At 60.3% G+C, this 26,618-nt stretch carries 22 protein-coding genes and 1 pseudogene; 9 read left to right on the top strand and 14 right to left on the bottom strand.

Going from position 1 to position 26,618, the window contains the following annotated elements:
* Positions 1 to 9: 9 nt before the first annotated feature.
* Complete coding sequence (locus CRN80_RS27080; RefSeq protein WP_003190327.1) at positions 10 to 669, bottom strand: CoA transferase subunit B; 660 nt, start codon at positions 667 to 669, stop codon at positions 10 to 12.
* Positions 670 to 700: 31 nt separating this feature from the next.
* Entirely contained in the window at positions 701 to 1,399 is a 699-nt protein-coding gene (locus CRN80_RS27075) for a CoA transferase subunit A (protein ID WP_058425579.1), read from the bottom strand.
* Positions 1,400 to 1,531: 132 nt separating this feature from the next.
* Here CRN80_RS27075 and CRN80_RS27070 point away from each other — a divergent pair, with 132 nt between their 5' ends.
* A complete protein-coding gene (locus CRN80_RS27070; protein ID WP_056787687.1) occupies positions 1,532 to 2,434 on the top strand; it encodes a LysR family transcriptional regulator in 903 nt (300 codons plus the stop codon).
* Between the two features lie 58 nt (positions 2,435 to 2,492).
* Here the strand turns inward: CRN80_RS27070 and CRN80_RS27065 are convergent, their stop codons facing one another.
* The 6 genes from CRN80_RS27065 to CRN80_RS27030 form a co-directional block, all read right to left on the bottom strand.
* Entirely contained in the window at positions 2,493 to 2,822 is a 330-nt protein-coding gene (locus CRN80_RS27065; protein ID WP_003190335.1) for a hypothetical protein, read from the bottom strand.
* A 573-nt stretch (positions 2,823 to 3,395) separates the two neighbouring features.
* Positions 3,396 to 4,244: an NAD-dependent protein deacetylase gene (locus CRN80_RS27055; RefSeq protein WP_098952052.1), complete on the bottom strand. Its 849-nt coding sequence runs from the start codon at positions 4,242 to 4,244 to the stop codon at positions 3,396 to 3,398.
* Positions 4,245 to 4,253: 9 nt separating this feature from the next.
* The gene (locus tag CRN80_RS27050) at positions 4,254 to 4,694 is read right to left on the bottom strand and encodes a CBS domain-containing protein (protein WP_032892454.1); all 441 of its coding nucleotides are present in this window, start codon (positions 4,692 to 4,694) and stop codon (positions 4,254 to 4,256) included.
* A gap of 129 nt (positions 4,695 to 4,823) precedes the next feature.
* The gene (locus tag CRN80_RS27045) at positions 4,824 to 6,773 is read right to left on the bottom strand and encodes a DNA topoisomerase III (protein ID WP_098952702.1); all 1,950 of its coding nucleotides are present in this window, start codon (positions 6,771 to 6,773) and stop codon (positions 4,824 to 4,826) included.
* A 220-nt stretch (positions 6,774 to 6,993) separates the two neighbouring features.
* Complete coding sequence (locus CRN80_RS27035) at positions 6,994 to 8,616, bottom strand: MFS transporter (protein WP_032892452.1); 1,623 nt, start codon at positions 8,614 to 8,616, stop codon at positions 6,994 to 6,996.
* A gap of 82 nt (positions 8,617 to 8,698) precedes the next feature.
* On the bottom strand, positions 8,699 to 10,366 hold the full coding sequence (locus tag CRN80_RS27030; protein ID WP_098952051.1) for a GMC family oxidoreductase: 1,668 nt from the start codon (positions 10,364 to 10,366) through the stop codon (positions 8,699 to 8,701).
* A gap of 128 nt (positions 10,367 to 10,494) precedes the next feature.
* Between CRN80_RS27030 and CRN80_RS27025 the strand changes: the two genes are divergently transcribed.
* Complete coding sequence (locus tag CRN80_RS27025) at positions 10,495 to 11,388, top strand: LysR family transcriptional regulator (protein WP_098952049.1); 894 nt, start codon at positions 10,495 to 10,497, stop codon at positions 11,386 to 11,388.
* A 681-nt stretch (positions 11,389 to 12,069) separates the two neighbouring features.
* On the opposite strand, the pseudogene CRN80_RS27015 reads toward CRN80_RS27025, so the two are convergent.
* The 3 genes and pseudogenes from CRN80_RS27015 to CRN80_RS27005 all read right to left on the bottom strand — a co-directional run bounded on the left by CRN80_RS27015 (position 12,070) and on the right by CRN80_RS27005 (position 16,023).
* Positions 12,070 to 13,925: pseudogene (locus CRN80_RS27015) on the bottom strand (DUF3857 domain-containing transglutaminase family protein).
* A gap of 182 nt (positions 13,926 to 14,107) precedes the next feature.
* Positions 14,108 to 15,454, bottom strand: coding sequence for a glutamine synthetase family protein (locus CRN80_RS27010; protein WP_098952047.1), 1,347 nt, complete (start codon positions 15,452 to 15,454; stop codon positions 14,108 to 14,110).
* Positions 15,455 to 15,465: 11 nt separating this feature from the next.
* Positions 15,466 to 16,023, bottom strand: a complete 558-nt coding sequence (locus tag CRN80_RS27005) for a helix-turn-helix domain-containing protein (protein ID WP_032892444.1) — start codon at positions 16,021 to 16,023, stop codon at positions 15,466 to 15,468.
* A gap of 141 nt (positions 16,024 to 16,164) precedes the next feature.
* On the opposite strand from CRN80_RS27005, the gene CRN80_RS27000 reads away from it, so the two are divergent.
* A complete protein-coding gene (locus tag CRN80_RS27000) occupies positions 16,165 to 16,473 on the top strand; it encodes an RcnB family protein (protein WP_098952045.1) in 309 nt (102 codons plus the stop codon).
* A gap of 88 nt (positions 16,474 to 16,561) precedes the next feature.
* On the top strand, positions 16,562 to 17,755 hold the full coding sequence (locus CRN80_RS26995; protein ID WP_098952043.1) for an MFS transporter: 1,194 nt from the start codon (positions 16,562 to 16,564) through the stop codon (positions 17,753 to 17,755).
* Here the strand turns inward: CRN80_RS26995 and CRN80_RS26990 are convergent.
* Positions 17,718 to 17,990, bottom strand: coding sequence for a DUF1652 domain-containing protein (locus tag CRN80_RS26990; RefSeq protein ID WP_003190355.1), 273 nt, complete (start codon positions 17,988 to 17,990; stop codon positions 17,718 to 17,720). The two genes, CRN80_RS26995 and CRN80_RS26990, sit on opposite strands and share 38 nt — an antisense overlap.
* Before the next feature lie 102 nt (positions 17,991 to 18,092).
* A complete protein-coding gene (locus CRN80_RS26985; RefSeq protein ID WP_098952041.1) occupies positions 18,093 to 19,589 on the bottom strand; it encodes a PAS domain S-box protein in 1,497 nt (498 codons plus the stop codon).
* A 203-nt stretch (positions 19,590 to 19,792) separates the two neighbouring features.
* Between CRN80_RS26985 and CRN80_RS26980 the strand changes: the two genes are divergently transcribed.
* Together CRN80_RS26980 and CRN80_RS26975 are read left to right on the top strand one after the other, a co-directional pair.
* Complete coding sequence (locus CRN80_RS26980) at positions 19,793 to 20,761, top strand: hypothetical protein (RefSeq protein ID WP_098952039.1); 969 nt, start codon at positions 19,793 to 19,795, stop codon at positions 20,759 to 20,761.
* A 79-nt stretch (positions 20,762 to 20,840) separates the two neighbouring features.
* Positions 20,841 to 21,461, top strand: a complete 621-nt coding sequence (locus CRN80_RS26975) for a hypothetical protein (protein ID WP_003190361.1) — start codon at positions 20,841 to 20,843, stop codon at positions 21,459 to 21,461.
* A gap of 257 nt (positions 21,462 to 21,718) precedes the next feature.
* On the opposite strand, the gene CRN80_RS26970 is transcribed toward CRN80_RS26975, so the two are convergent.
* Positions 21,719 to 21,964, bottom strand: coding sequence for a DUF6124 family protein (locus tag CRN80_RS26970; protein ID WP_043050220.1), 246 nt, complete (start codon positions 21,962 to 21,964; stop codon positions 21,719 to 21,721).
* A gap of 398 nt (positions 21,965 to 22,362) precedes the next feature.
* Here CRN80_RS26970 and CRN80_RS26965 point away from each other — a divergent pair, with 398 nt between their 5' ends.
* From CRN80_RS26965 to mgtA, 3 genes are all read left to right on the top strand, one after another.
* Positions 22,363 to 22,707, top strand: coding sequence for an FKBP-type peptidyl-prolyl cis-trans isomerase (locus tag CRN80_RS26965; protein ID WP_032892436.1), 345 nt, complete (start codon positions 22,363 to 22,365; stop codon positions 22,705 to 22,707).
* A gap of 11 nt (positions 22,708 to 22,718) precedes the next feature.
* Positions 22,719 to 23,333, top strand: a complete 615-nt coding sequence (locus tag CRN80_RS26960; RefSeq protein WP_098952038.1) for a GNAT family N-acetyltransferase — start codon at positions 22,719 to 22,721, stop codon at positions 23,331 to 23,333.
* Between the two features lie 419 nt (positions 23,334 to 23,752).
* Positions 23,753 to 26,458, top strand: a complete 2,706-nt coding sequence (gene mgtA, locus CRN80_RS26955; RefSeq protein ID WP_098952036.1) for a magnesium-translocating P-type ATPase — start codon at positions 23,753 to 23,755, stop codon at positions 26,456 to 26,458.
* Positions 26,459 to 26,618: the final 160 nt, after the last annotated feature.

The raw sequence follows: 26,618 nt of genomic DNA, 5'->3' as shown, positions 1-26,618 counted from the left end.
AATCTGTCCTCACTGGAAGTGCATTTCTGGAACGTGGTCCGGGACGATCAGTTTACCGGCGGTCTTGCTCACAATCTCTTCAACGCTGACGCCAGGTGCGCGTTCCTTGAGGACAAAAGCGCCATTTTCGATTTCCAGGTACGCCAGGTCCGTGAGCACACGCTTGATGCAGTTGGCACCCGTTAGCGGCAGGCTGCACTGGCTGAGCAACTTGGACTCACCGTCCTTGGACGCGTGGGTCATGATCACGATGATGTTTTCTGCGCCAGCCACCAGGTCCATGGCACCGCCCATGCCCTTGACCAGCTTGCCGGGGATCATCCAGGAGGCGATGTTGCCCTGTACGTCCACTTCGAATGCGCCCAGTACAGTGAGGTCGACATGCCCACCACGAATCATCGCGAAGGACTCGGCAGAAGAGAAGATCGAGGCGCCGATGCGTGCGGTGACGGTCTGCTTGCCGGCGTTGATCATGTCGGCATCGATGGTGTCTTCGGTCGGGAACGGGCCCATGCCAAGCAGGCCGTTTTCCGATTGCAGCATCACTTCCATGCCGTCGGGGATGTAGTTGGCCACCAGGGTCGGAATGCCGATACCGAGGTTCACGTAGTAACCGTCCTGCATTTCGCGGGCAACGCGTTGAGCCATTTGTTCGCGGGTAAGCGCCATGATTGTTTCCTCTTATTGTTCTGGACGGGGATTATTTGCGGACGGTGCGCTGTTCAATGCGCTTTTCGAAGGTGCCGCAGATGATCCGGTCGACGTAGATTCCAGGGGTGTGGATCTGCGCCGGGTCCAGCTCGCCCGGTTCGACGATTTCCTCGACTTCGACCACGGTGATCTTGCCGGCGGTGGCGGCCAGCGGGTTGAAGTTCTGGGCGGTGTGACGGTAGATAACGTTACCGAAGTGGTCGGCTTTCCAGCCTTTGACGATGGCAAAGTCGCCGGTGATGGACTCTTCCATCAGATACGGGCGACCGTTGAACTCGCGGGTTTCCTTGCCTTCGGCCACCGGGGTGCCGACGCCGGTGGCGGTAAAGAAGGCCGGGATGCCTGCACCGCCTGCGCGCATTTTTTCTGCCAGGGTGCCTTGAGGGGTAAGCACCACCTCAATCTCGCCGCTGAGCAGTTGTTTCTCGAAGAGGGCGTTTTCACCCACGTAGGAAGCGATCACTTTGCTGATCTGCTTCTGTTCCAGCAGCACGCCCAGGCCGAAGCCATCGACGCCGCAGTTGTTGGAAACCACCGTCAGGTCGCGGGTGCCTTTGCGCTTGATTTCGGCAATCAGGTTTTCCGGAATGCCACACAGGCCAAAACCACCGGAGAGCACGGTCATGCCGTCTTCCAGGCCTGCCAGTGCTTCTTCATAGGACGCCACGCGTTTATCGAAACCTGCCATATGCACCTCTTTTATTGTTTGTGGTCCAGCCAGTGAGCTGAGTGTTGCGCCAGCGGATTGATTTGTTAAGTTGTTTTTTAAGGTTGATTGATTTAGAAAACAGCATAGTCCAGTCATCGTCCGGAGCAGCTCATGACCGTCAAACAGATGCGTGCCTTTCTCGCTGTCGCGCAAAGCCTGAGTTTTGCCGCTGCCTGCGAGCGCTTGCACCTTTCCCAGTCGGCGTTGAGCTTGACCATCAAGGGCCTGGAAGAAGGTTTGGGTGGGCGCCTGTTCAGCCGCAATACCCGTAACGTCGCGCTGACCCCTGAAGGTGAATCCCTGTTGCCCCTGGCCCGCCGGTTGATTGCCGATTGGGACAACGCCGAAGACGAACTGCGCCAGCGTTTTACCCTGCAACGCGGCCGCGTCACGGTGGCGGCCATGCCGTCGTTCGCGGGGAACCTGTTGCCGCCGATCCTGAAGATATTCCGCGCCCGTTACCCTCAGGTGAACGTGACGGTGCATGACCTGATCAATGAGCAAGTGCTGGAGATGGTGCGCGACCGACAGGTGGAGCTGGGGGTGGCGTTCGAGCCATCAGATGGCTCGTCATTGGCGTTCACGCCGCTGTACCTGGACCGCTTTATCGCCGTGGTCCCGGGAGATTCAGCCTTGGCCCAGCGCGCTGAAATCGACTGGAAAGCTCTATTGGAACAGCCGTTCATCACCCTGCAACGGCCTTCCACCGTGCGAGTGATGCTGGAAGAGCACCTGGGGGCCTTGCAGATGAAATTGCCCGTGGCCTTGGAAAGCCATCAACTGGCGACGGTGGGCAAGATGGTTGCCAGCGGTTTGGGGGTTAGCGCGGTGCCGGCGTTATGCGCCAGGCAGATGGAAGAGGCCGGAGCCCATTGCATTACCTTGACCGGCCCGGTGATCGAGCGGCCGATTGGGGTGCTGACCAAGCCGGGGCATGAACTGTCTGCGGCGGCGCAAGTGTTGTTTGATATCTTTCGAGATGAAGCGGGGAAGGGCAGGTTTCCAAGTTTCTAAACCGGTAAATACAAATGTGGGAGCTGGCAAGCCAACTCCCACATTAATTGAGTACTACTTAGTAGTAACGGTCGATCACTTTAACTTGCGAGCTGTCTTTGAAAGACGCCCAGGCATTGTTAAGTGTGTCGAACACCTGTTCGATAAAGTTGCGGTCAGCCGCGGCTTTCTTGCCGACGTAACCCTGGCCACGGCGGTACATCTTCAGGCGCGCCGCCAGCTCACGGTTGTTACGGTCAAACTCGGCTTCTTCGGTATGGGGCGCCAGGCAGTCAATTTGCACTTCGCCCGATTTGCCAATCCACAGGATATGGTCGTCGAGTGTGTCTTTCTGCGCTGCGAACATCTCAGCCAATTCATCGATAGTTGGTTGGTTGTTCAGATTCATGTGTAAGCCCCTTGACCAGTTGGCGATCTATCAGTTGGTTCGTTAATACCAGTTAAGTTGTCTCCGGTTACTAAAACCGGGCGTCAGCGACGGGCTGCCGAATACGGGCAGGGTCTTGAAGCTGATGCATGTAGTCTTGCTGATGGACTGCTACGCAATGCTCTGATTGCGAAGACAAGCCGCGTTTGAGCGCCTTGTACCTGTCCCTCTCGGGGCCGGTCAGCTTCATCAATCTGCCTTGTGGGCAGTGCACATCCAGAAAAACAGCTCGGCGGTCAGACGAGCCTGTTCAAAACGCTTGTTACCAACGCTCTCGATCCGAGAGACGTCTAGATCATGCAAGGACAAAAAGGTTACGTCAACGGTTATGTAGTGATTATTTTTGTGCACTACATAAATTGCCGTGGGGACGGGGGAATGCGAGAAAACGTGACTTGGGCGTCATTTTTTGGACGTGATGGTCGAGCGCCTTAACCCTTGTAGGAGCGAGCTTGCTCGCGAAAAACTCGGGCTCGCCGTGGGGTGTCAGGTTGCCCCGGTTATCGTTGACGATTTTCGCGAGCAAGCTCGCTCCTACAGGGAGAGCTGGTCGACCAGTAATGGCAGTAGTTGCTCGCAGGACGCCTGGATTTTTACCTGCAACAGCTCATCCCCCCGCGTCTTGCCCAGGTTGATAGCAATCACCGGCTTACCCTGTTCAACCATCGCCTTGCACAGGCGAAACGCCGAATAGGCCATCAGCGACGACCCCACCACCAACAATCCCTCGGCATGCTCTACCGCCGTCATTGCCTTGAGCGCCGTCGCCGGTGCGACGTTCTCGCCAAAGAACACCACATCCGGTTTCAGCCGTTCGCCATTGCAGTGCGGGCAGCGGGGCACTTGGAAGCGCTGTTCGAACGCGGGATCGAGCAAGGTGTCGCCATCCGGCGCTTGCACCGCATGAACCTGTGACATGTGCGGGTTATCGACTTCCATCTGCCGCTGGATCACGTCGCGCTCGCTGCGCAGTTGGCAATCCAGGCACAGCACGCGATGCAAGCTGCCATGCAGCTCGATCACACCCTGGCTGCCGGCCTGGTCGTGCAGGGTGTCGACGTTCTGCGTAATCAGCCCGCTGATATGGCCACGGTGTTGCAGCGTCGCGAGCGCAAGGTGGGCCTTGTTCGGCTGGGCAATGCGCACCCGCGGCCACCCCAGCATCGCCCGCGCCCAGTAGCGGCGCCGCGCCTCGGGAGTGGCGAGGAATTCCTGGTACATCATCGGTGGCTTGCCCCGGCGTACACCCTCACCGTCCCGGTAATCCGGGATACCCGATGATGTACTGATCCCTGCGCCGGTCAGTACCAGAAAACGCCGGCCGGTCATGGCCCGGTGCAGGGTGTCGAGGTGGTCTTCCTGATGGTCCAGCGTGTCGAGCATGGGTTCCCCCTATTCGCCGCGGATGTACTGTTCCAGCTGCTGGATCAAGGCCGCTTGTTCGGCAATCGCTTCCTTGACCAAGTCACCGATGGACAGCAGGCCCAGCAGTTTGCCGCCTTCGACCACGGGCAGGTGGCGCAGGTGACTGTCGGTCATGATGTTCATGCATTCCTCGACACTCTTGTGAGTATCCACCGTGATCACCGGCGAGCTCATCACCTCATGGACCTTGGTGGTCACCGACGAGAGGCCCTTGAGCATGATTTTGCGTGCGTAATCCCGTTCACTGATGATGCCGACCACCACGCCATCCTTGACCACAGGCAAGGCACCGACGTTTTTCTCGGACATCCGCACCAGCGCTTCAAACACGGTGTGGTCCCATTTGATGGTGTGGACGTCCTGGTTCTTCTGGTCCTTGGCTTTGAGCAGTTGTGCAACGGTCTTCATGGCGGCCACTCCGGTGTTGTTGTTGGTAGTCCAGATCCCCTACAGAATCCTAGACCGAACCCGCCGGAGCAAGGGCCAATGCGGCGTTAAACCTGTCGAAAAACGTCATGTCCCGGTTTTTTTCGGTATTTAACCGGCATTTGCCGGCTTTTTCCCGCGCTTGGGACTGGCAGCAGCCTTACGCGGGGCGGCCTTGCGTTTCTTTTTCCACGGCGTTGCACCCCGGCCTGCGGGGCTGGCGGGGCCAGTGATGGTCATGCGCATGCCGTTGCAGCGCGCCACCTGTTTGCTCATCCAGGCCGCTTGCTTGGCGACGAATTCTTCCAGGCTCATTTCGCCGCTTTGCACCATGTCCAGCGCCTGTTCCCAGATGGCGGTGGTGCCGGGGTCGGCGATAGCGCGGGGCACGGCGTCGATCAGGCTGAACGCAGCCGGGGTTGCCGACAGGGCCTTGCCGTTTTTCACCAGATAACCGCGGTCCAGCAGGCCCTGGATAATCCCGGCGCGGGTGGCCTCGGTGCCGATGCCCGTGGTGTCCTTGAGTTTTTGCTTGAGCAACGGGTCCTCCACCAGCTTGGCGACGTTTTTCATTGCTTTGATCAGGTCGCCTTCGGTAAAGGGCTTGGGTGGCTGGGTCCACAGGTCCTTGAGGTTGACCTTGGCCACGGCGTAGTCGTGGCCCTGCACCAGCGTCGGCAACGCTTGGGGCGCAGGGGCTTCGCGACCTTTGGTGGGTGCCAGCGCTTCGGGCAGGGCGCGTTTCCAGCCCGGTTCGATGACCACTTTGCCCACCGCGCGCAACGCCTGGCCGGCACAGTCGAAATCGGCCTGGGTGCGGTCGTATTCATGGTTGGGCAGGAACTGCGCCAGGTAGCGTGCACGAATCAGCGTATAGACAGCACGGTGCTTGCCGGTCAGTTGGCTGATGTCCTTGCCGGCCCCGGTGGGGATGATGCCGTGGTGGGCGCTGACCTTGGCGTCGTTCCAGGCCCGCGAACGGCGCTGTGGGTCGATGTGTGGCATCAGTTCGTTGACCGCCGTGTCCGCACGGCCCAGGGCCGCCAGAATCTTCGGCGCCTCGCTGTGCTGGCTCAATGGCAGGTAACCGCAATCGCTGCGCGGGTAGGTGATGGCCTTGTGGGTTTCGTACAGGGATTGGGCGATATCCAGGGTTTCCTGGGCGCCCAGGCCAAGCTTCTTCGAACAGATCTCCTGCAAGGTGCCGAGGTCGAAGGGCAGGGGTGCCACCTCGCGCATGCGTTCGGTACGCAGTTTCACCAGCCGCGCCGTGGCGGCGTTGAGCATGGCGTCGGCGGCGTCCCGCGCCAGTTGCGGGTTGAGGCAACGGCCCTGGTCGTCACAGGCATCCTCAGGGGCGCGCCATTGGGCGGTGAAGGTCATGTGCTCGTGGCGCAGGTCGACATCGATGGCCCAATAGGCCACCGGCACGAAATCGGCGATGCTGCGATCACGGTCCACCACCAGGCGCAGGGTCGGGGTTTGCACCCGGCCTACCGGCAGCACGCCCTGGTAACCGGATTGGCGCCCCAGCAGGGTAAACAGGCGGCTCATGTTCATGCCGATCAGCCAGTCGGCACGTGAGCGCCCCAGGGCCGAGTGATACAGGCTGAAGGTTTCTGCACCGGGTTTGAGCGCCGCCAGGGCCTTGCGAATGGAGGCGTCGTCGAGTGCCGACAGCCACAGCCGCTGGATCGGCCCGCGGTAGCGGCAATGCTCCACCAGTTCACGGGCGATCATCTCGCCTTCGCGGTCGGCGTCGGTGGCGATCACCAGTTCCTTCGCTTCCCCCAGCAAGCGCTTGACGGCCTTGTATTGGCTGGCGGTCTTGGGCTTGACCAGCATCTTCCATTTTTCCGGAACGATCGGCAGGTCGGCCAGCACCCAGCGTTTGTACTTGGCGTCGTAAGCGTCGGGCGGGGCGGTTTCCAGCAGGTGGCCGATGCACCAGGTGACCGTGACTCCGTTACCCAGCCAGCAGCCATCGCCGCGGCGGCTGGCGCCGAGCACGGCCGCGATATCCTTGGCCTGGGAGGGTTTTTCACAGAGGTACAGCCGCATGGTCATCACATCAGATCAGGTTGATGCTTTGCAGGATGCTTATTTGAAGGGATTTGAGCAACCATTATCTGTATGGATGTACAGCAATTTGTGTGAGCACTGCACACCGCTGTAGGAGCGAGCTTGCTCGCGAAGAACCCGAGAGCGACGCGGGGCACCAGGTTCCCCGCGTCATCGTTAACGATCTTCGCGAGCAAGCTCGCTCCTACAGGGGGGGGTATCAGTTGTTTTCGATATCCACATGCCGGGTTTCTTTGAGGCAGAACAGCCCGACGATCAGGCTCACGCCCGTCACCACCACCGGGTACCACAACCCATAGAAGATATCGCCGGTGTACACCACCAAGGCAAACGATACCGTCGGCAGGAACCCGCCAAACCAGCCGTTACCGATGTGGTAGGGCAGGGACATCGAGGTGTAGCGGATGCGCGTCGGAAACAGCTCCACCATCAGCGCTGCCAACGGCCCGTAGCACATGGCGGCGATGAAGATCAGCACCACGATCAGCACCACCACCATCAGCTTGTTGACCTGGGCCACATCCGCCGATGACGGGTAGCCGGCCAGGGCCACGGCGCCACGCAGGGCCGCTTCGTCAAAACCGTCGATACGCACATCGCCCACGCTCACTTGCACCGGGCTGCCCGCAGGGGCGGCGGCGCTGCTGTAGGGCAGGCCCTGTTTGACCAGGAAGGTCTTGACCTTGTCGCACGGGCTGTCAAAACGGGCCTTGCCCACTGGGTCGAACTGGAAGGTGCAGGTGGCCGGGTCGGCCAGTACGGTGATCGGCGCTTGTTGGCTAGCCTGGTCCATCGCCGGGTTGGTGTAGTGCGCCAGGCCCTTGAAGATCGGGAAGTACAGCGCGGTCGCCAACAGCAGGCCGAGCATCAGCACCGGCTTGCGCCCGACCTTGTCCGACAGCCAGCCAAACAGGATAAAGAACGGCGCGCCAATCACCACGCTGATGATCAACAGCATATTGGCCAGGGCCGGGTCCATGCGCAGGAACTGGGTGAGGAAGAACAGCACATAAAACTGCGCCGCGTAGAAGGTCACGGCCTGCCCGCCGTTGATGCTGAACAGGGCGATCAGCACCACCTTGAGGTTTTCCCACTTGCCGAACGACTCGCGAATCGGCGCCTTGCACGCCTTGCCTTCTTCTTTCATTTTCAAGAAGGCGGGCGACTCGTGCAGGCTCATGCGGATCCAGGTCGAGATGCCCAGCAGCACGATGGAAAACAGGAACGGAATGCGCCAGCCCCACACTTCGAACTGATCGCCGGTGAAGTAACGGCAGGCCAGCACCACCAGCAGTGACAGCAGCAGGCCGAGGGTGGCGGTGGATTGAATCCAGCTGGTATGCAGCCCGCGCTTGCCCGGTGGCGCATGCTCGGCCACGTAGGTAGCGGCACCACCGTATTCGCCGCCCAGTGCCAGGCCCTGCAGCATGCGCAGCACAATGAGGATGATCGGCGCGGCAATGCCGATGCTGGCGTAGGTCGGCAGCAACCCGACGCAGAAGGTTGCCACGCCCATCAGGATGATGGTCACGAGGAAGGTGTACTTGCGCCCGATCATATCGCCCAGGCGGCCGAACACCAGCGCACCGAATGGCCGCACCACAAAGCCTGCGGCAAAGGCCATCAAGGCAAAGATAAACGCCGTGGTGTCATTGACCCCGGCAAAGAACTGCTTGCTGATCACCGCCGCCAGGGCGCCGTAGAGGAAAAAGTCATACCACTCGAACACCGTCCCAAGGGAGGAGGCGAAGATGACCTTTCTTGATTCGTTGGCGGTACTTGCACTGGCCGCCGAGCCCAGGGGTTGAGCATGTTCTGACATCGGGTGTCCCTCACAGTGATTATTTATTGTTGTTCCACTGTCGGCGCTAACCTCAGCGCCGCTATTTTTTCAACGTCAACGATTACGCGGGGTGCTTTGTAGTGCGCGGTGCTGGTGGGTTTTTCGCGAGCAAGCTCGCTCCTACAGTGTTTGGGGACAGGATGAGCTGCGCGGCTTTCTCCGCGATCATCAGCGTGGGTGAGCAGGTATTGCCGGAGGTGATGCGCGGCATGATCGATGCATCGGCAATGCGCAGGCCGGGGATGCCGTGTACGCGCAGTTTGCTGTCGACCACGGCGTCCTTGTCATCGCCCATGCGGCAGGTGCCCACCGGATGGAAAATCGTGGTGCCGATCCGCGCAGCGGCCTCGTGCAGTTGTTCTTCAGTTTGCAGGGCTTGGCCGGGCAGGTATTCCACCGGTTTGAACTGGCTCAGGGCTGGAGCGGCAACGATGCGCCGGGTCAGGCGAATAGCGTCGGCGGCCACGCGCAAGTCCTCTGGGTGGCTGAGGTAATTGGGTTGTATCAGCGGCGCATCCGCCGGGTTGGCCGAACGAATATCCACCCGGCCGCGACTTTGCGGGCGCAGGTCGCAGACCGACGCGGTAAATGCTGGGAAGCCGTGCAACGGTTCGCCAAAGCGCTCCAGGGACAGTGGCTGCACGTGGTATTGCAGATTGGCCGAGGTCTGCTCCGGCCCGGAGCGGGCAAATGCGCCGAGCTGGCTGGGCGCCATCGACAGCGGGCCGCTGCGGTCGTACAGGTAGCGCAGGCCCATGCCCATCTTGCCCCACAATGTGCCGGCGATCTGGTTCAGGGTGCGGGCATTTTCCAGTTTATAGATCAGGCGCAGTTGCAGGTGATCTTGCAGGTTGCCGCCAACGCCTGGCAGTTCATGTACTACGTCGATGCCCAGCGGCTTGAGCACCTGGGAAGGGCCGATCCCTGAGCGTTGCAGAATCCCCGGCGAACCCACCGAGCCCGCGCACAGCACAATCTCCTTGCGCGCCTTCCAGCCCATCGATTGGCCGTGTTGACGCCCCAGTACCTGCGAGGCACGACCGTTTTCCAGCAGCACACGCTCAACCTCTACCTCGGTCAGCACGGTGAGGTTAGGCCGCTGGCGGATCGGCTTGAGAAACGCTTTGGCCGCATTCCAGCGCACACCGGCTTTCTGGTTGACCTGGAAGTAACCGCAACCCTCGTTATCGCCTTGGTTGAAATCATTGATATTGGCGATGCCGCTTTGAGCCGCCGCCTCACGAAACGCATCGAGGATCGGCCACGACAGGCGCTGCTGCTCGACGCGCCACTCGCCGCCCTCGCTGTGGAATTCAGAGCCGCCGGCAAAATGGTTTTCGCTCTGTTTGAACAGCGGCAATACGTCCTTCCAGGCCCAGCCCGCATTGCCCGCCGCCGCCCAGCCGTCGTAGTCCTGAGCCTGGCCGCGCATGTAGATCATGCCGTTGATGGACGAGCAGCCGCCCAGCACTTTGCCCCGTGGGTAGCTCAAGGCGCGCCCTTGCAGGCCAGCTTGGGATTCGGTCTTGAAGCACCAGTCGGTGCGGGGGTTGCCGATGCAGAACAGATAGCCGACGGGGATATGGATCCAGGGGTAGTTGTCGCGGCCACCGGCTTCAAGCAGCAGGACACGGTGAGCCGGGTTGGCGGACAGACGATTGGCCAGCAGGCATCCGGCAGGGCCGGCGCCGACGACGATGTAATCGTATTCAGCAGTTGCATTGGGCATCTGGGGTCTCGCTTGTTTTTCTTATTGGCCCCATCCTAGTTGTTAGTTTTCGTCTTAAAAATGTTAGTTTTTACCCACCCGCTGTGCGTTTTTAAACAACGCCGGCTGGCCCGGGCACTGGAGGCGATATGTTCGACTGGAATGACCTGCGGTTTTTTCTCGAGTTGCAGCGCAGTGGCCGCCTGCTCACCGCCGCCCAACGCCTGAAAACCACGCATGCCACCGTGGCCCGGCATATCGACGCCATCGAGAAAAGCCTCGGCACGGCGTTGTTCGTGCAACATGCCCAGGGCTATGAATTGACGCCTGCCGGCGAAGCGCTGCTCAAGCATGCCGAGGCCATGGAGAACGTCGCACTGCTGGCCGAAGACGAGCTCACCCATTCTGCTGCGCCCCTGGGCAAGATCCGCCTCGGCGTGGCCGAAGGGTTGGGCGTGATGTTTTTGGCCGCACGCATGGGCGGGTTGTTTGAACGCTATCCAGGATTGGAGGTGGAGCTGGTCGCGGTGCCGCGCTTTGTCAGCATCCTCAATCGCGAAGCGGAGATCAGCATTCACTTGGAACGTCCCAGCGCCGATCAATTGGTGACACGCAAACTCACCGATTATCGTCTGGCGCTGTACGCCAGCCGTGCCTATCTGGCGCGTAACCCGCCTATCGAGAAGCGTGAAGACCTTGCTGCCCATGCCTGGATCGATTATGTCGATGACCTGTTGTTCAGCCAGGAACTGAAGTTCCTCAACAGCTTTTGCCGTAACCCCAAGGTGGTGTTCCACAGCACCAGCGTGATCGCCCAACATCAGGCGGCGCGTTCGGGGTTGGGCATTGCGGTGTTGCCGTGTTTTATGGCGGATGGGGATGGGGAGTTGGTGCCGTTGTTGCCGGCAGAGGGCATTCAGCGCAGCTATTGGATCAGCTCGCGTCGGGAGCTGCACAAGTCGGTGCGGTTGCGGGTGTTGTGGGATTATGTGGTGGAGTTGTGCGCGCGGGAGCAGGGCTTGTTGCTCGGCGAATCTCGCTGACACACACGCGGATTAAAAGGTGGGGGCTGGCTTGCTTGCGATGACGGTCCGACAGCCGATGCATATCTACCTGACACCCCGCGATCCCTCTGTGGGAGCTGGCTTGCCTGCGATGGCGGCCCCCCAGCCGACACTTCTCTACCTGACACCCCACAATCCAACTGTGTGCGGGCTTGCTCGCGAAGGCGGCCTGACAGTCAACATAGTTGGACCGGGTACATATCCGTTATTTAGGTAACGGCCACTTAGGGTTCCGCCCTGACGGCGTCTTACTTTTGAAAAGCCGGAATGCCGGCCCAGTCAAAAGTAAGCAAAACGCTCTTGCCCCACCACTCGGCACCTCGCTTAGGCTCGGTGTGCCCGTAATCCGCCAGTGATTTGGGGGGCCGCCGCCACGCGCCATCCATGGCGCGGGGCGGCTAAACCGGCATCCCTGCCGGTTTACCCCCCAAATCACTGTCGAATTACGGCCAGCGTGGTTTGACGGGGCGCCTAAGATCAAAAGCAGATCAAGAGCGACTCGCTTCGCATCGTGGTTACCTTGTGCTGCTACAGCTCGCAAAGTTGTGTAGATACCTATGCTGCGATGGCGATGTATCAGCCACTCATGTGCAAGCTGACCCGCCGCCATCGCAGGCAAGCCAGCCCCCACATTTGGATAGGGGGTGTGTCAGGGGCACCTTAGAACTTCACCACCTGATGCACCTGCTCGGCACAGGCCCGAGCTTCTTCAATCATCTTGCCGAACGCATCGCTGGTGACTTCGGCATGGGTCAGCCAACGTTTTTTCTGGCTCAGGCGATAGTGATAGCGCAGTGAGCCGTCTTCCAGTTTTCCGTCCAGGTCGAGGTCGTACCAGGGCGAGCGCACCTTGCAGCCGGGGATGGCTTTTTCCATCTTCCCGCCTGTCAGGGTGTAGGTGTAGTCATAGGTTTCGGGGTTGCCCAGGTAGAGGTCGGCCTGTTGCCCCTGGCGGCGATAGTTGACGTAACCTTCCCAGCGGTCTTTCAAGGACGGGTCGGTGTAGACATAGTCATTGGCCAGTTTTTCCAGGGCGCGCTGATCGTTCATGCGGGCGCTGACGCTGTAGCCGTCATGTACCACAAAACGGGTGGGTTCGCGGGTGATCTGGCAGTCGCTGATGTCGTTGCCGAAGTTGGCGCAGATGTTCTGGTCGGTGGCGGTGGTGCCTTGCTGGCGGTCGGCGACGCTCAGTTGCATCAGCGGCAGGCGGCTGAAGGTAATAGTCGCCTTGACCGCGCCATCTCCCTCTTTGCCGTATTGCACCTGTTTGTCCAGGCGTATCGAGACTTCGGGGCGCTCCAGTGGGATGTGTTCTTCGCGCACCTGGCTCTGGGCGTCGTTGACCAACACCCAGCGGTCCTGAATATCGGGCATGGTCTGGCCAGGGGCGAAGACCGGGTTGGTCGGGTCAAGCCACCACACTTGGCCATTCACTTCAGCACGATGGCGTGGTTCGGCGCCTGGGTGCCCGGAATCAGCAGGGCATCGGCCACGTCGCCACGGCTGACCCACGCGGTCTCCGCCTTGATGCCGCTGGCTTTGAGCATGGCCGTCAGCAGCGTCGCCAGGTCCTTGCAGTCGCCGTAGCCGTGCTGCTCGATTTCCGCCAGGCTGAACGGCACGTAGCCGCGTTCGGTTGCGCGCCAGTCACCCAGGTAGCGGTAGTGATCATTGATGTGCTGCATCATTGCGGCCACTTGCTCAGCCGGCGCCAGGCTGCGTGCGGCGGCCACGGCGGCGGCGGCTTGCGTCGGCAGGTTGGCGCCGAGGATCTGGTTGTAACGCTGGGCAAAATCACCGAAGTACGCCTGGCGGTCCACGGCGCTGCCCACTTCCAGGCGTGGAACGCGCAGCAGCGCGGCGGCGGAGGATTCATTGATGTAGTTGAGGTAGATCGGCGCTTTAAGCGCCACGTCCAGGGTTTTGCCGTTGCTCGAAGGGGTCACGTTGAAGGCGTCGAACATTTCACTACGCCACTGGATCGGGCGTTCGGCGGTAAAGCGCGCCTTGAAACGATCGCGGCGGGCCGCGCCGGGGCCGAACTTGAGCACGTAATGGAACTGGCTCATCAGCGGTTTTGCCGGATAGTGGTGGCGTACGGTGTAGCGGATCTTGGTGCCCACGCGCAGGTTGGGGAAGGCCAGGGAGGTTTGCTTCTCGCGGCTGAAACCCTGGTCTGGGTTGGGCGCGCTGCGGGTATCGATTTGCGTGGCGGCGAGGGCGACCGGCTTGGCGCCAGGCTGGGTGGACTGGGCGCTGATTACTTCAAAGGTATCGCCTTCGGCGTAATCGAAATCGATGCGCGAGAGCATTTCGCGGCCGTTGGGTTTGAGGATCGTGTAGCGGTAGGTGGTGGTGCAGTCGGTGCTGGCGTCGCGGTTGAAGTGGCAGTGCAATTCGGTGTCGTTGGCCAGTGGAGCTTCGGCTAGGGGTTGCAGTGCAGCGCTGACGGAATGGGAAACCAGCCCCATACTGATAGCAATCAAAGGGCGGTGAAACGAAAAACGGTACATGGGCGCCTCGGGTGACACATTGAAACAGCTACCCGGCGGGTAGCGAGAAGGCGCCGGATGATAATGGATCTCAACGGCAAAGGCCAGGATTGTTCGACAATTTTTAAGCCTGAAAGGCCCGTGCTAGAGCCTTTCGTTGATTTGGATCAAGGTTTGTATACCGCCGCCAGCGCGGCGCGTGTTTAGAGAAACCAGCGATATTCGCGCGCATGAATTTCTTGCTGAAAAGCCAAGTGATCCTGGCGTTTGTTCTCGCAATACACGTCGACAAATTCCGCGCCCAGCTTGTCGCGCAGCACCGGTTGCTGCTGCATGGCACGCACGGCGTCGAGCATTTCCACCGGGAAATCGGTGCCGCTGTTGCGGTCTTCGTTCAGGGGCGCGATGGGGTCGCGCTTGGCCTCAAGCCCGTGCTCAAGGCCCACCAGGATTGCCGCCAGCACTAGGTAAGGGTTGGCATCGGCGCTGGCCAGGCGGTGCTCGATCCGCAGGTTGCGCGGGTCGGACTCGGGGATGCGCACACAAGCATCGCGGTCTTCAAAGCCCCAGCTCGCCCGCGTCGCAGCGTTGACCGTGCCGCCCAGGCGGCGGAAGGCGTTGTGGTTGGGCGAGAAGATCGGCATGCAGTGGGGCAGCAATTCCAGGCAGCCGGCCACGGCGTGGCGCAATGGCTGCTGCTGATGGGCCGCGAGCAGGTTATTGCCCGCTGCGTCGTAAAGGCTGACATGCACATGCATGCCACTGCCGGGAAATTGCAGGTAGGGCTTGGCCATGAAGCTGGCGCGGTAACCCTGCTTGAGCGCCACGCCACGGGTGCTACGGCAGAACAGGGCGGCCCAGTCGGCGGCGCGCAGGCCGTCGTCGCAGTGGCCGAAGTTGATCTCGAACTGGCCGGGGCCGATCTCGGCGGTGATCACCGTGATGTCGATGCCTTGGTCCTTGGCGGTTTGCGCCATGTCGTCGAGCACGTCGCTGAAGCGCGACAGCCGTTCGATATGCAGGTTGGGCTGGTCGTCGGCATCCCCACTGAGCGGGTCGCGGGCAAATTGCGGCAGGCCGTTTTCCAGCTGTTTATCGAACAGGTAGAACTCCAGCTCAAACGCGACCACGGGGTGAATGCCCTGGTGCTGCAAGCGTTCCAGCACCTTGGCCAGGACTTCGCGGGGTTCGAATTCGATGGGCGCTTCGGTGCCGTCCGAGGTGATGAGCATTTGCCCTAATGGCTGCGATTCCCAGTTCACCGGTTTGAGCGTGCCCGGCACCAATCGGCGATTGGCGTCCGGGTCGCCATCGTTGAAGCAGTAGTCGCCAATCTTGAACAACCCACCCTGAGCCCCCAGCAATACCGCGTTCTGCGGCAGCTTAAGCGGGCTGCCGGCTGCGACTTTCTCAAGCATCTCCACCGGGTAGCGCTTGCCATAGAAATGCCCGGGAATGTCCAGGGCGATCAGGTCGACATAGCGCACGTCGGGGTGGTTCTGGCGGAAGCTGCGTACTTCGGCCAGCAACGTGGAGGATTGGCTTTTCACGGGTGCAGCTCCTAGTTGTAAACCCACAAGACGCGGGCGGGCAGGTCGGTGAGGTTGGCATAGCGGCAGTGGGCGAAACTGGCCAGGTGGAAACTGTCGCCAGCGTGGAGGGTGACCGCATCGGGCTCACCCTCAACCCACAGCGTCAGCTCGCCCTCCAGCACAAAACCGGCCTGCTCGGCGCGGTCGCTCATGCTTTGCTCGCCGCTGTTGGCACCGGGGGCCAACAGGCTGTCGAGCATCGAAAACGCGCCGTTCATACTCGGCGACACCAGGATGTCGGTGATGCCATTGGCGTAATACACCGTGCGCCGCTCGTTGGGGCGGGTGACCCAGTCCACTGCCTTTGGTTTGGGCAGGCTGTAGAAGTAGGTGGTGGGCACGTCGAGGGCGTGGCTGATGGCGGTCAAATCGGCCACGGTCGGGCGCGACAGGCCACGTTCGACCTGGGAGAGAAACCCCACCGACCGCTCGATTTTTTGCGCAAGTTGCGCCAGGGTGAGCTTCTTGTGCTTGCGCAGGTCGTGGATCAGCGCCGCGAGGGTGGCGAGTTCTTCTTGTGGGGTCATGAAATTTATGTCGAATAATTTCATGAAAAATTACAGCATTATTTTCACGATCGCAATCTCTGGCCACAGGAAACAAGGCTGAATGATTGCGCGCCGCCGCGGTCGGAACCTGGGTATGCATCATTAATTGAAGGAGCACCCATGAAATCCAGAACTCTAGCTGCCTGTGTTCTCGTCGCTGCAAGCTTGTCTACCGCCAGTTTCGTGGCGCAGGCCGGCGATACCCCTCAGGAAACCGTGCAACCTTCAAACATCAACGCTCGCGACTTGAAAGAGGGCGACCGCGCGCCGGATATCCTGATGCGCAAGGAGTCGGCCATCAGCGATTGGAAAAAGCGCGGCCTCAAGCAGCCCGAAGAAGAAAGCCAGTGGGCGCGCGTAGGCGACAAGTACGTCCTGCTCAAGACCACCAACGGCACCATCCTCGAGATTACGCCAGTCAAGCAATAATCCCGTCGGGGCACCTGCTCGTTTCATGTCTCTTGCGTTAAGGTAACCGACCGCAATGGTCGCGTTACCTTTGAAGAATGAGAGCAGGATGCTTGCCACCATCAGAAACTACCCCCGCACCGTGAACCTGCTGCTGTGCGCCACGTTGTTGCTGACGCTGGCCAAAGCCATCACCTTTCCCTACCTCGTGATCTACCTCACCAGCCATTTTGGCCTGGACATTACCCAGGTCGGCCTGGTGATCGGCAGTTCGTTGATCGTCGGTTCGCTACTGAGTGTCTACGGCGGTTTCCTGGTCGACCGCATCAATAGCTATCGCCTGTTGCTCGGGTTGAGTCTGGTGTTTGTGCTGGGGTTTATCGGCACGGTGCTGGCGCAGAATATCTGGGCGTTCTATGGCTGCCTGATCCTGATCAACCTGGCCTACGCCGTCATCGATATTGCGGTGAAAGCCGGCTTCGCCAGCCTGCTGCCCGAAGACGCGCGCAGCGAGGTGTTTTCCATCAAGTACACCCTTACCAATATCGGCTATGCCGTGGGGCCGTTCTTTGGCGCGATGGTGGCCAAGCTGGATATCAGCTTGCCGTTTATTCTGTCGGCGCTGTTGGGGCTGGGGTTTTTCCTGCTGTATGGGCGTTGGGGTGACCGCACCTTGGCCACTGCGGACGCTACGCAAAAGCCGGTGCCGTTCCTCGCCGTTGCCCGCGTACTGCTGCAGGACCGCCGGCTGGTGTGCTTCACCCTCGGTGGTTTACTCAGCGCGGTGGTGTTCGGCCAGTTTACGGCCTACCTGTCGCAGTACCTGGTGACCACCACGACCGCCGAATACACCTACACGGTGATCAGCGCGGTGCTGACCACCAACGCTGTATTGGTGATCGCCTTGCAGTACCTGATTGGCCGGCGCATCTCGCACCGTTACCTGAGCCAATGGCTGATCGCCGGCTTGAGCATGTTCATGCTGGGTTTGATCGGCTTCGGGCTGTCCACCAGCGTGGTGGGGTGGGTATTGGCGATGGCGGTGTTCACCGTCGGTGAAATCATCGTGTTCCCGGCCGAGTACATGTTTATCGACCGAATTGCCCCGGACCACCTGCGGGGCATGTATTACGGGGCGCAAAACCTGTCCAACCTCGGCGCCGCGCTGGGGCCGGTGCTGTGCGGGCTGGTGCTGGCCAGCCTGCCGGCCCATTACATGTTCTACATGCTGGGGGCGTTTATCGTCGCCGGCGGGGTGTTTTATTTCATGGGAGCGGCGATAAAGGCAGATCATCCAGCGTGAGCTTGCCGACGTTGTTGCTTTGCAGCTCGTAGCGCAATTCGTCAACCATCTTCGCTACTTCCTGCGGGGTCTGGAGGCGGTTGGTGCTGATGCCGGTCACCACCAGGTCGACGCGGCCAGTCTCGGCGTCGTAGACCTTGAGAGTCAAGGAAGCGTCCCGGCACAGGGTAAATTCGCACGTCAGCGGTGACAGGCCTTCTTCGATGCAGTTGCGCAGTTGAGAGAGGGTAAACATGCGGGTTCCTTCTAGGCATAAATACGATCCCTTGAAGGTTATTGCTTGCACCTCCGCTCAATAAGGCGAATTCGCACTAGACGCACTAGTGCATTTGCACGGTCAGGGTTTGTTTTTCAGGCGCAAATCACCGGCAAACAGCCCGCGTTCACGGGCCCAGACGATCGCTGCACTACGGCTGTGCACCCCCAGCTTGGAATACACCGTGGCCACATGGTTACGCACGGTGTTAGGCGCCAGTTTCAGGCGCGAGGCGATCTCTTTGTCCGCCAGGCCCTCGCAGATCAGGCCCAATACATCGCGCTCGCGGGCGGTGAGGTCGGTGAAGGAAACATTCGGCAGGTTGGGGCTGTTGACGCTCTTGGCGTTGGCCAGCTTCTCGATCAGGGTCTGGCTGAACCAGGACGCGTCCTGCATGACTTCCTCGATGGCCGCTACCAGCTCCAGCTCCGAGCGTTTGCGTTCGGTGATGTTCATCAGCACCATCAGGTAGCAGGGCACGTCTTGGATAATCACGGTGTCTGCGGACACCACGCAGTCGATCACCTCGCTGCCTTTCTTGCGCACCTTGAGGTCCTGGCCTTCAAGGTTGCCGGCTTTTTCCAGGGTAGCGAACAACTGTGCGCCGGCCTGGGGGCTGTCGATGAAGTTGATGTCTTCGATGGATTTGCCGATCAGTTCCTCGCTGATGTAGCCGGTGATGCTCATGAAGGCTTCGTTGATGTCCACCACCTGGCGGTTGTCGGCACTGCACACCAGGGTCGGCACGGGCGTCAGACGGAAGGATTTGGCGAAGCGCTCTTCGCTCTGGCGCAGGGCGATTTCGGCTTTGCGCCGTGGCTCCAGGTCGGTGAAGGAAAACAGCATGCAGTCTTCCTCGTTCATGTCCAACGGTTGGCCGGCGACGATCACCAGTTTACTGCCACCTTCGGGCAGTCTCAGTTCGGCCTGCATCTGCGGGATGGTCGCGCCTTCGCCCAGGCGCTGGATCGCCAGGTCCTTGCGCTCGGCCTGTTCCAGCACATCCAGTTCATACACGGATTTGCCGATGACCTGGTCGCGGTTGTAGCCGGTCATCTCCAGAAAACCCTGGTTGACCTTGATGTAGCGCAGGTCGCTGAGGCGGCAGATCACGGCGGGCGCCGGGTTGGCGTTGAAGGTTTTCTCAAAGCGCTGCTCGGCGCTGGCCCATTCGGTGGCGTCGCTGAGGATCAGCACCAGCAACTCCGGCTCACCCTGGGCATCGGTCAGCACCAGGCTGCGCAGGCGGTGCACCCAGCTGCGGTGTTCGTCGTCGGTGGGTGTGACTTCCACCACCACATCGCTGAACTCTTCACCGGCAGCCACGCGGCTGAGGGGGTAGCTGTCCAGTGGCAATGGGTGGTTGTTGCGATAGCGCAGGGCAAAGCGCTTGGCGTACGCCTCGGTATTGGCGCCCAGTTCCTTGACCTCGCTGACCCCATGCATGGTCAACGCCGCTTCATTGGCCCACAGAATGGTCTGGTCGACCTCGGCCAGGATCACACCGTCGGACAGTCCCGAGATGATGGTCTGCAGTTGGCGGCGGTTGGTTTCTTTGGCGAGAACATCCTGGGTCATAACGTCTCCGATTAGGGCAGGGCAAGGCACATTGGGTTACGACATCCCGGCTTCAGGATAGTGCAGAGTAATTGCCTACGGGGCAGTGCGAATGCACCAGGGCGCCTGGTGCATATGGGCCAGGACTGAACGTATGTCGTTTCGCCACACTCACACCTAACAAGGCACATTGCCTTGCTCCCAAATTTTAAAAGGACCTTTGTATGACCACTGTCTATGAAACCAATCGATCACTGTTTCGTGTGTCGTGGAGCTCGGTATTGGCCGGTAGTGCAATCGCACTGGTCACCTACCTGGTGTTGAGTGTGTTGGGCACCGCCATTGGCGCCAGTGCCGTTGACCCGATGGAAGCGGGCAACCCGTTGAGCGGTTTCGGCACGGGTGCGGGTATCTGGCTGTTTGTATCGACACTGGTCGCCATCGCGTTGGGCGCGTTCGTGGCCGGCCGCACCGCGCCGGATCGTGGCGGCCTGCACGGGGTGCTGACCTGGACCCTGACCACCTTGCTCACCACTTGGCTGCTGGCGGGCCTGGCTTCCAGCGTGGTCGGCACTGCCAGCAACGTGGTGGGCAAAGGCCTGTCCGCAGCCGGCAGTGGCATTGCTGCCGCCGCGCCGGGGATTGGCAATAGCATCAAACAGCAGTTGAACGAGCAGGGCATCGAGCTGGACTGGAACAGCCTGCAAGGCCAACTGGATACCTTGCTCAAGCAGAGCGGCAAGGCGGAGCTGGACCCTGCCAAGGTTGAGCAAAAAGCCGATCAGGCAGCAGCCGATGGCAAGCAGTCGGCCACCGATGCAGCGACCAACCCTGCCCAGGCCGGTGATGAGCTCAAGCAGTGGTTCGAACGTGTGAAAGCGTCCGGCGAGCCAGCCCTGAATGCAGCGGATAAAGAGGCGCTGGTCAACATCGTCGCGGCCCGCACTGGCAAGAGCAAAGAAGAAGCCACCCAGATCGTCGACAACTATGCCCAGGCTTATCAGCAAGCCATGCAAAAGGTCGATGAGCTGAAAAAACAGGCTGAACAAAAAGCCCGTGAAGCCGGTGAAGTCGCTGCCAAGCAACTGTCCCGCGCGGCCTGGAGCACCTTGGCCATGCTGCTGTTGGGCGCAGCCTTGAGCTTCTTTATCGGTCGTATTGCGCTGACTACCCGTCGCGTGCCTTTGGCTTAAAACTGTCTACGGCAAGGACGCCGCCTGTGTGAAGGGGTAAAATGCTGGCATTTTACCCTTATCCCACAAAGGTGCCCCCTTGAGCGCAGGCAAAGCCGTCGGACTGTTATTACTCACTTCTCTGTTGGCGGCGTGCGGCACCTCGCCGCCACGCACGCCCAACGACCTCTGCGGTATCTTGCGCGAAAAAGACGACTGGTACGACGCCGCCAAGGTCACGCAAAAGCGTTGGGGCGTACCGATCCAGGTGCCGTTCGCCATCATGTATCAGGAGTCAGGCTTTCGCCACGACGCCAAGACCCCGCGTAAATACCTGCTTTGGATCATCCCCTGGGGCCGCGTCTCCACCGCTTCCGGCTATGCCCAGGCCAAGGATGAAGTGTGGAACGACTACCGCAAAGCCACCGGCCGCAGCGGCGCTGATCGCGAAGACTTCGACGACGCCATCGACTTTATCGGCTGGTACATGGACAAGACCTACACCATCAACGGCGTCTACAAGTACGACGCCTATGGCCAATACCTGAACTACCACGAAGGCTGGGGCGGCTACCGCCAGCGCACCTACGCCAGCAAAGCCTGGCTGCCACCGGTGGCGAGCAAGGTGCAAGCGCGTTCGCAGATGTATGCGCGCCAATATGCCGGGTGCAAGGATGAGTTGGGGCGAGGGTTCTGGAGCCGGTTCTGGCATTGGTTGTAAAGGCTTTTGGATGCACGCAGATCCAATTGTGGGAGCTGGCTTGCCTGCGAAAGCGGTCGTGCAGTCACAGATGCATTGACTGACACGCTGCCTTCGCAGGCAAGCCCTAATGCCGATCAGTTAAGCGAACGCAATGCTCAAAGCAACGAAGATCACATGTGGGAGCGGGCTTGCTCGCGAAGACGTCGGCCCAACAAACATGGATATTGACTGACCCACCGCTTTCGCGAGCAAGCCCGCTCCCACATTGGATTGCGTTAACGCGGCTGGATGCATTCCAGCGAACGGTCCACCATCACGCTGGCCATTTCCACCAAGTGCATGACCGAAATCACCAAGGTGCGTGAAGTGCCATCCAACTGCTCACCTGCCGTCTGCGCCGCAACGGCCGCGCAACGCAACACGCTGCTGGCATGGGCTAGGGCGTCTTCGAAGCTGAGGTCGGGTGTGGTGGCGAAGAATTGCAGTTCTGGGGCGGGTGGTGCGGGGACGAGCTTTTCCATTGTTTGACTCCTAATCTAAGTTAGAAGGCCACCATCATCGCTACCAAACGACTTTTAGGGTGGTGGCCGTACGCAGATTGGTAGACCGGTGATTAGGACCCGGTGCACCCGAAGGTGCCCTGCGCACGGCCGCCATAACGCAGGGCCGAAAAAAAGCGCCTTGCAGAAGGGGGCGCTTAGCGCCTAATCATTCGCGGTCTACCAAACCCCGAGTCACTGAATTGGCAGTGACCGACAAAGACTAGCCACGCAATGTGAGCGGCGCAAGCGGTTGGGATTCTCTCGGAAACGTCCTTCAAGTTAAAGGGAAATGTCATTGTTCCGACTGTTCCTACACTTGCCAAACCCATCCGATTCTGGGAAAACCCCAGCCTTTTCACGCCTTCAATGAGAACCCCATGAGCAACGACGAACTGCAGGTCATCGACATCCGCCTGGGCGACGGCAAAGCCGTGGTCAAGGGCGCGCTGATCACCACCCAATACACCGGCACCCTGGAAGATGGCACGGTGTTCGATTCCTCCTGGGAGCGGGGCAAACCGTTCCAGTGCGTGATCGGCACCGGCCGCGTGATCAAGGGTTGGGACCAGGGTTTGATGGGCATGCAGGTTGGCGGCGTGCGCACGTTGTATGTACCGGCGCACTTGGCTTATGGCGAGCGCTCGATGGGCGCGCATATCAAACCCAACAGTAACCTGCGCTTCGAGATTGAATTGCTGGAAGTGCTGACGCGGGATGATTGAAGAGGTTGAACATGGACGTTGATCCACATCTGTTGCCTGGCAGCTCCCTGGAAGGCATTCGGGTGGTTGAGCTGTTTGGCTTCGATGAGGCTGAGCTGCAGCAGTTTTTTGAACAGGCACCCGATTACTTCATCGCGGTGAATGGCGAACCGGCTACCCCGACCGAAGCACGGGAAGAGTTAAGCGGCCAATTGCCCGCTGGCTGGCATTGCAGCCGCCTGTACTGGCTGGGTTACCGAGATGCGCAGGGCCACCTGGCCGCCGTGGTGAATATCGCTGCGGATTTGCTCGCCGCCGGGGTGTGGCACATTGGGTTGCTGCTGGTGCATACGCGCTGGCACGGCAGCGGGCTGGCGCAGCGCTTGCACGCGGACCTTGAGGCCTGGGCGGTGGCGAAGGGCGCGCAGTGGCTACGGCTGACGGTGGTGGTGGGCAATACCAGGGCCGAGCGTTTTTGGCCCAGGCTTGGCTATGTACAGGTGCGCACCCGCGAGGGCATCACGATGGGCCGGCAGGTGAATAGGGTGTCTATCCAAGTAAAGGTTGTGGCTAGCGCGAGCATTGAAGACTACCTGGCGCTGGTCGAACGGGACCGCCCCACGTGGGGTGAAGAAAGGCGTTCCTGAACCCATCCTGAAGAATTTTCTTATTCGCCATGCAGGCACTTTCCTACGGTTTACTCTGCCAACATCGGGGCGTAAGCTTCGCGCGTTTTCATCAATAGCGGAGACCCTCAGTGGGTACTTGTTCGAGTGACAGTCGTCGGCCGGTTTCGGTAACCGGCCTCTTGGCAAGGTAACGCGCATTTTCCAGATGCCGTTGTCTCGCCTCACAAAGCGAGAAGCGGCATCCCGGCGGTGGCCAATCCTGGCACCTGCCTGATTCCCTCTCATCGACGCTGACCAGCACCTGGGTAACGCCTGGATGCTACGGACGCGCCTGCCTGTTACGGCGGGCGGGCCAGGTTCGGCTGTGCCTGTGTGACGGGCGCGGTGTGGACGGGCAGTACCTGCACGACGGTTTTTCCTCGCGCAGGAGTTACACCATGAACCTCACGTTGCTCAAAGAGTTCTTCGCCGGTTTCCTGCGGACCCGGCATATCGCCCGGCATTTTCGCCGCCTGGCGATGCTGGAGACCGTGACCGACGCCAGCGTCAGCCGCGAAGTACCGCCTAGCCTGGCGCAGACGCTGGTGGCTTCTGCCAACCGCAGCACCGTGCAATTGCTGGGTGTACTGGGCGGCCACACCGAGGGCCTGAACACTCAGGAGGCCGATGCCCTGCGCGTGCAATACGGCCTCAATGAAGTCGAGCACGAACAGCCGCTGCCGTGGTGGGTGCACCTGTGGCATTGCTACAAGAACCCCTTCAACCTGCTGCTGACCCTGTTGGCGGTGATCTCCTGGCTGACTGAAGACATGAAGGCCGCCACGGTGATTTTCTCCATGGTGGTGCTCTCGACCCTGTTGCGCTTCTGGCAGGAGGCCAAGTCGAACAAGGCCGCCGATGCTTTGAAGGCCATGGTGAGCAATACCGCGACGGTGCTGCGCCGCGATGCTGCCAAGCGCATTGAACTGCCGATCAAGCAACTGGTGCCAGGCGATCTGATTGTGTTGTCGGCCGGCGACATGATCCCCGCGGACTGCCGCGTGCTCAGCGCCAAGGACTTGTTCGTCAGCCAGGCGGCGATGACCGGTGAATCCATGCCGGTGGAGAAGTTCGCTCATCAGCAGGACGCTCATACGCGCAACCCGCTGGAGCTGGAGAATATTCTGTTCATGGGCACCAACGTGGTGTCCGGCGCCGCCACGGCGGTGGTCCTGGCCACCGGCAACAGCACGTATTTTGGTGCCTTGGCGCAACGCGTCACGGCGACGGACCGTGCCACCACCTCGTTCCAGCAGGGGGTCAACAAGGTCAGTTGGTTGCTGATTCGCTTTATGTTCGTGATGGCGCCGCTGGTGCTGTTCATCAACGGCTTTACCAAGGGCGACTGGACCGAGGCGTTGCTGTTCGCGCTGTCGATTGCGGTGGGTCTGACCCCGGAAATGCTGCCCATGATCGTCACCTCGACCCTGGCCAAGGGCGCGGTGTTTCTGTCGCGCAAGAAGGTGATCGTAAAGCGCCTGGACGCGATCCAGAACTTCGGCGCCATGGACGTGCTGTGCACCGACAAGACCGGCACGCTCACCCAGGACAAGATTTTCCTGGCGCGCCATGTGGACGTGTGGGGCCAGGAGTCGGACGACGTGCTGGAAATGGCCTACCTCAACAGCTACTACCAGACCGGCTTGAAAAACCTGTTGGATGTGGCCGTGCTCGAGCACGTGGACATCCATCGCGAGCTGAAAGTTGGTACCGCGTTTCACAAGGTCGACGAGATCCCCTTCGACTTCAACCGCCGCCGCATGTCGGTGGTGGTGGCCGAGCAGCACCAACCGCACCTGTTGATCTGCAAAGGGGCGGTGGAGGAAATTTTGTCGGTATGCAACCGCGTGCGCCATGGCGACGTCGATGAAGTGCTGACCGACGAACTGCTGGCGCGCATTCGCCAGGTGACGGCAGCCTTTAACGAAGAAGGGCTGCGGGTGGTGGCGGTCGCGGCGCAGCCGATGCCGGCGGGGCGTGACACCTACACCCTGGCTGATGAGAATAACCTGACGCTGATCGGCTACGTGGCGTTTCTCGACCCGCCCAAGGAAAGCACCGCACCGGCTCTCAAGGCCCTGAAGGCTCACGGCGTGGCGGTGAAAGTACTGACCGGCGACAACGAACTGGTCACGGCGAAGATCTGCCGCGAAGTGGGCCTGGAACAACAAGGTTTGCTGATGGGTAACGACATCGAGGCGATGAGCGACGCCGAACTGGCCCTGGCCGTGGAAACTACCAATGTGTTCGCCAAGCTCACCCCCAGCCACAAGGAACGCATCGTGCGTCTGCTCAAGGCCAACGGGCATGTGGTGGGCTTTATGGGCGATGGCATCAACGATGCTCCGGCGTTGCGCACGGCGGATATCGGTATTTCGGTGGACAGTGCGGTGGACATCGCCAAGGAAGCGGCCGACATCATCCTGCTGGAGAAGAGCCTGATGATCCTGGAGGAGGGCGTGCTGGAAGGCCGGCGCACCTTCGCCAACATGCTCAAGTACATCAAGATGACCGCCAGTTCCAACTTCGGCAACGTGTTCTCGGTGTTGGTGGCCAGTGCCTTTATCCCGTTTTTACCGATGCTGCCGATGCACCTGCTGGTGCAAAACCTGCTGTATGACATTTCGCAGATCGCGATCCCGTTCGACAACGTCGATGACGAGATGCTTGCCACGCCGCAACGTTGGCAGCCGGGGGAAGTGGGGCGCTTCATGCTGTTCTTCGGGCCGATCAGTTCGATCTTCGACATCACCACGTTCGCACTCATGTGGTATGTGTTTGATGCCAACACGCCAGACCACCAGACGCTGTTCCAGTCCGGCTGGTTTGTGGTGGGGCTGCTGACCCAGACCCTGATCGTGCACATGATCCGCACCCCGAAAATCCCGTTCCTGCAAAGCCGTGCGGCGCTGCCGTTGATGCTGATGACCGGCGTGATCATGGCCGTGGGGATATTCCTGCCGATGGGGCCGTTGGCGCATTACTTCAAATTGCAGGCGCTGCCGTCGCTGTACTTCGTGTTCCTGCCGGTGATTTTGCTGGCTTACATGGCGCTGACCCAGGCGGTGAAGGGCTACTACATCCGCAGGTTTGGCTGGCAGTAATACAACATCGCAAAACCCTGTGGGAGCCGGGCTTACTGTAATGCCCGTCAGTTAAGGTTCTGTAGGAGCGAGCTTGCTCGCGAAGAACTTGCAGACGCCGCGTTCATTCAGCAAGCACGCGTCATCGTTGACGTTTTTCGCGAGCAAGCTCGCTCCTACA

The organism is Pseudomonas sp. FDAARGOS_380 (assembly GCF_002591235.1).
GTDB lineage: Bacteria > Pseudomonadota > Gammaproteobacteria > Pseudomonadales > Pseudomonadaceae > Aquipseudomonas > Aquipseudomonas salmasensis.
The sequence above is the reverse complement of the archived record's forward strand: the minus strand, read 5'-3'. Positions and strand labels throughout refer to the sequence as shown.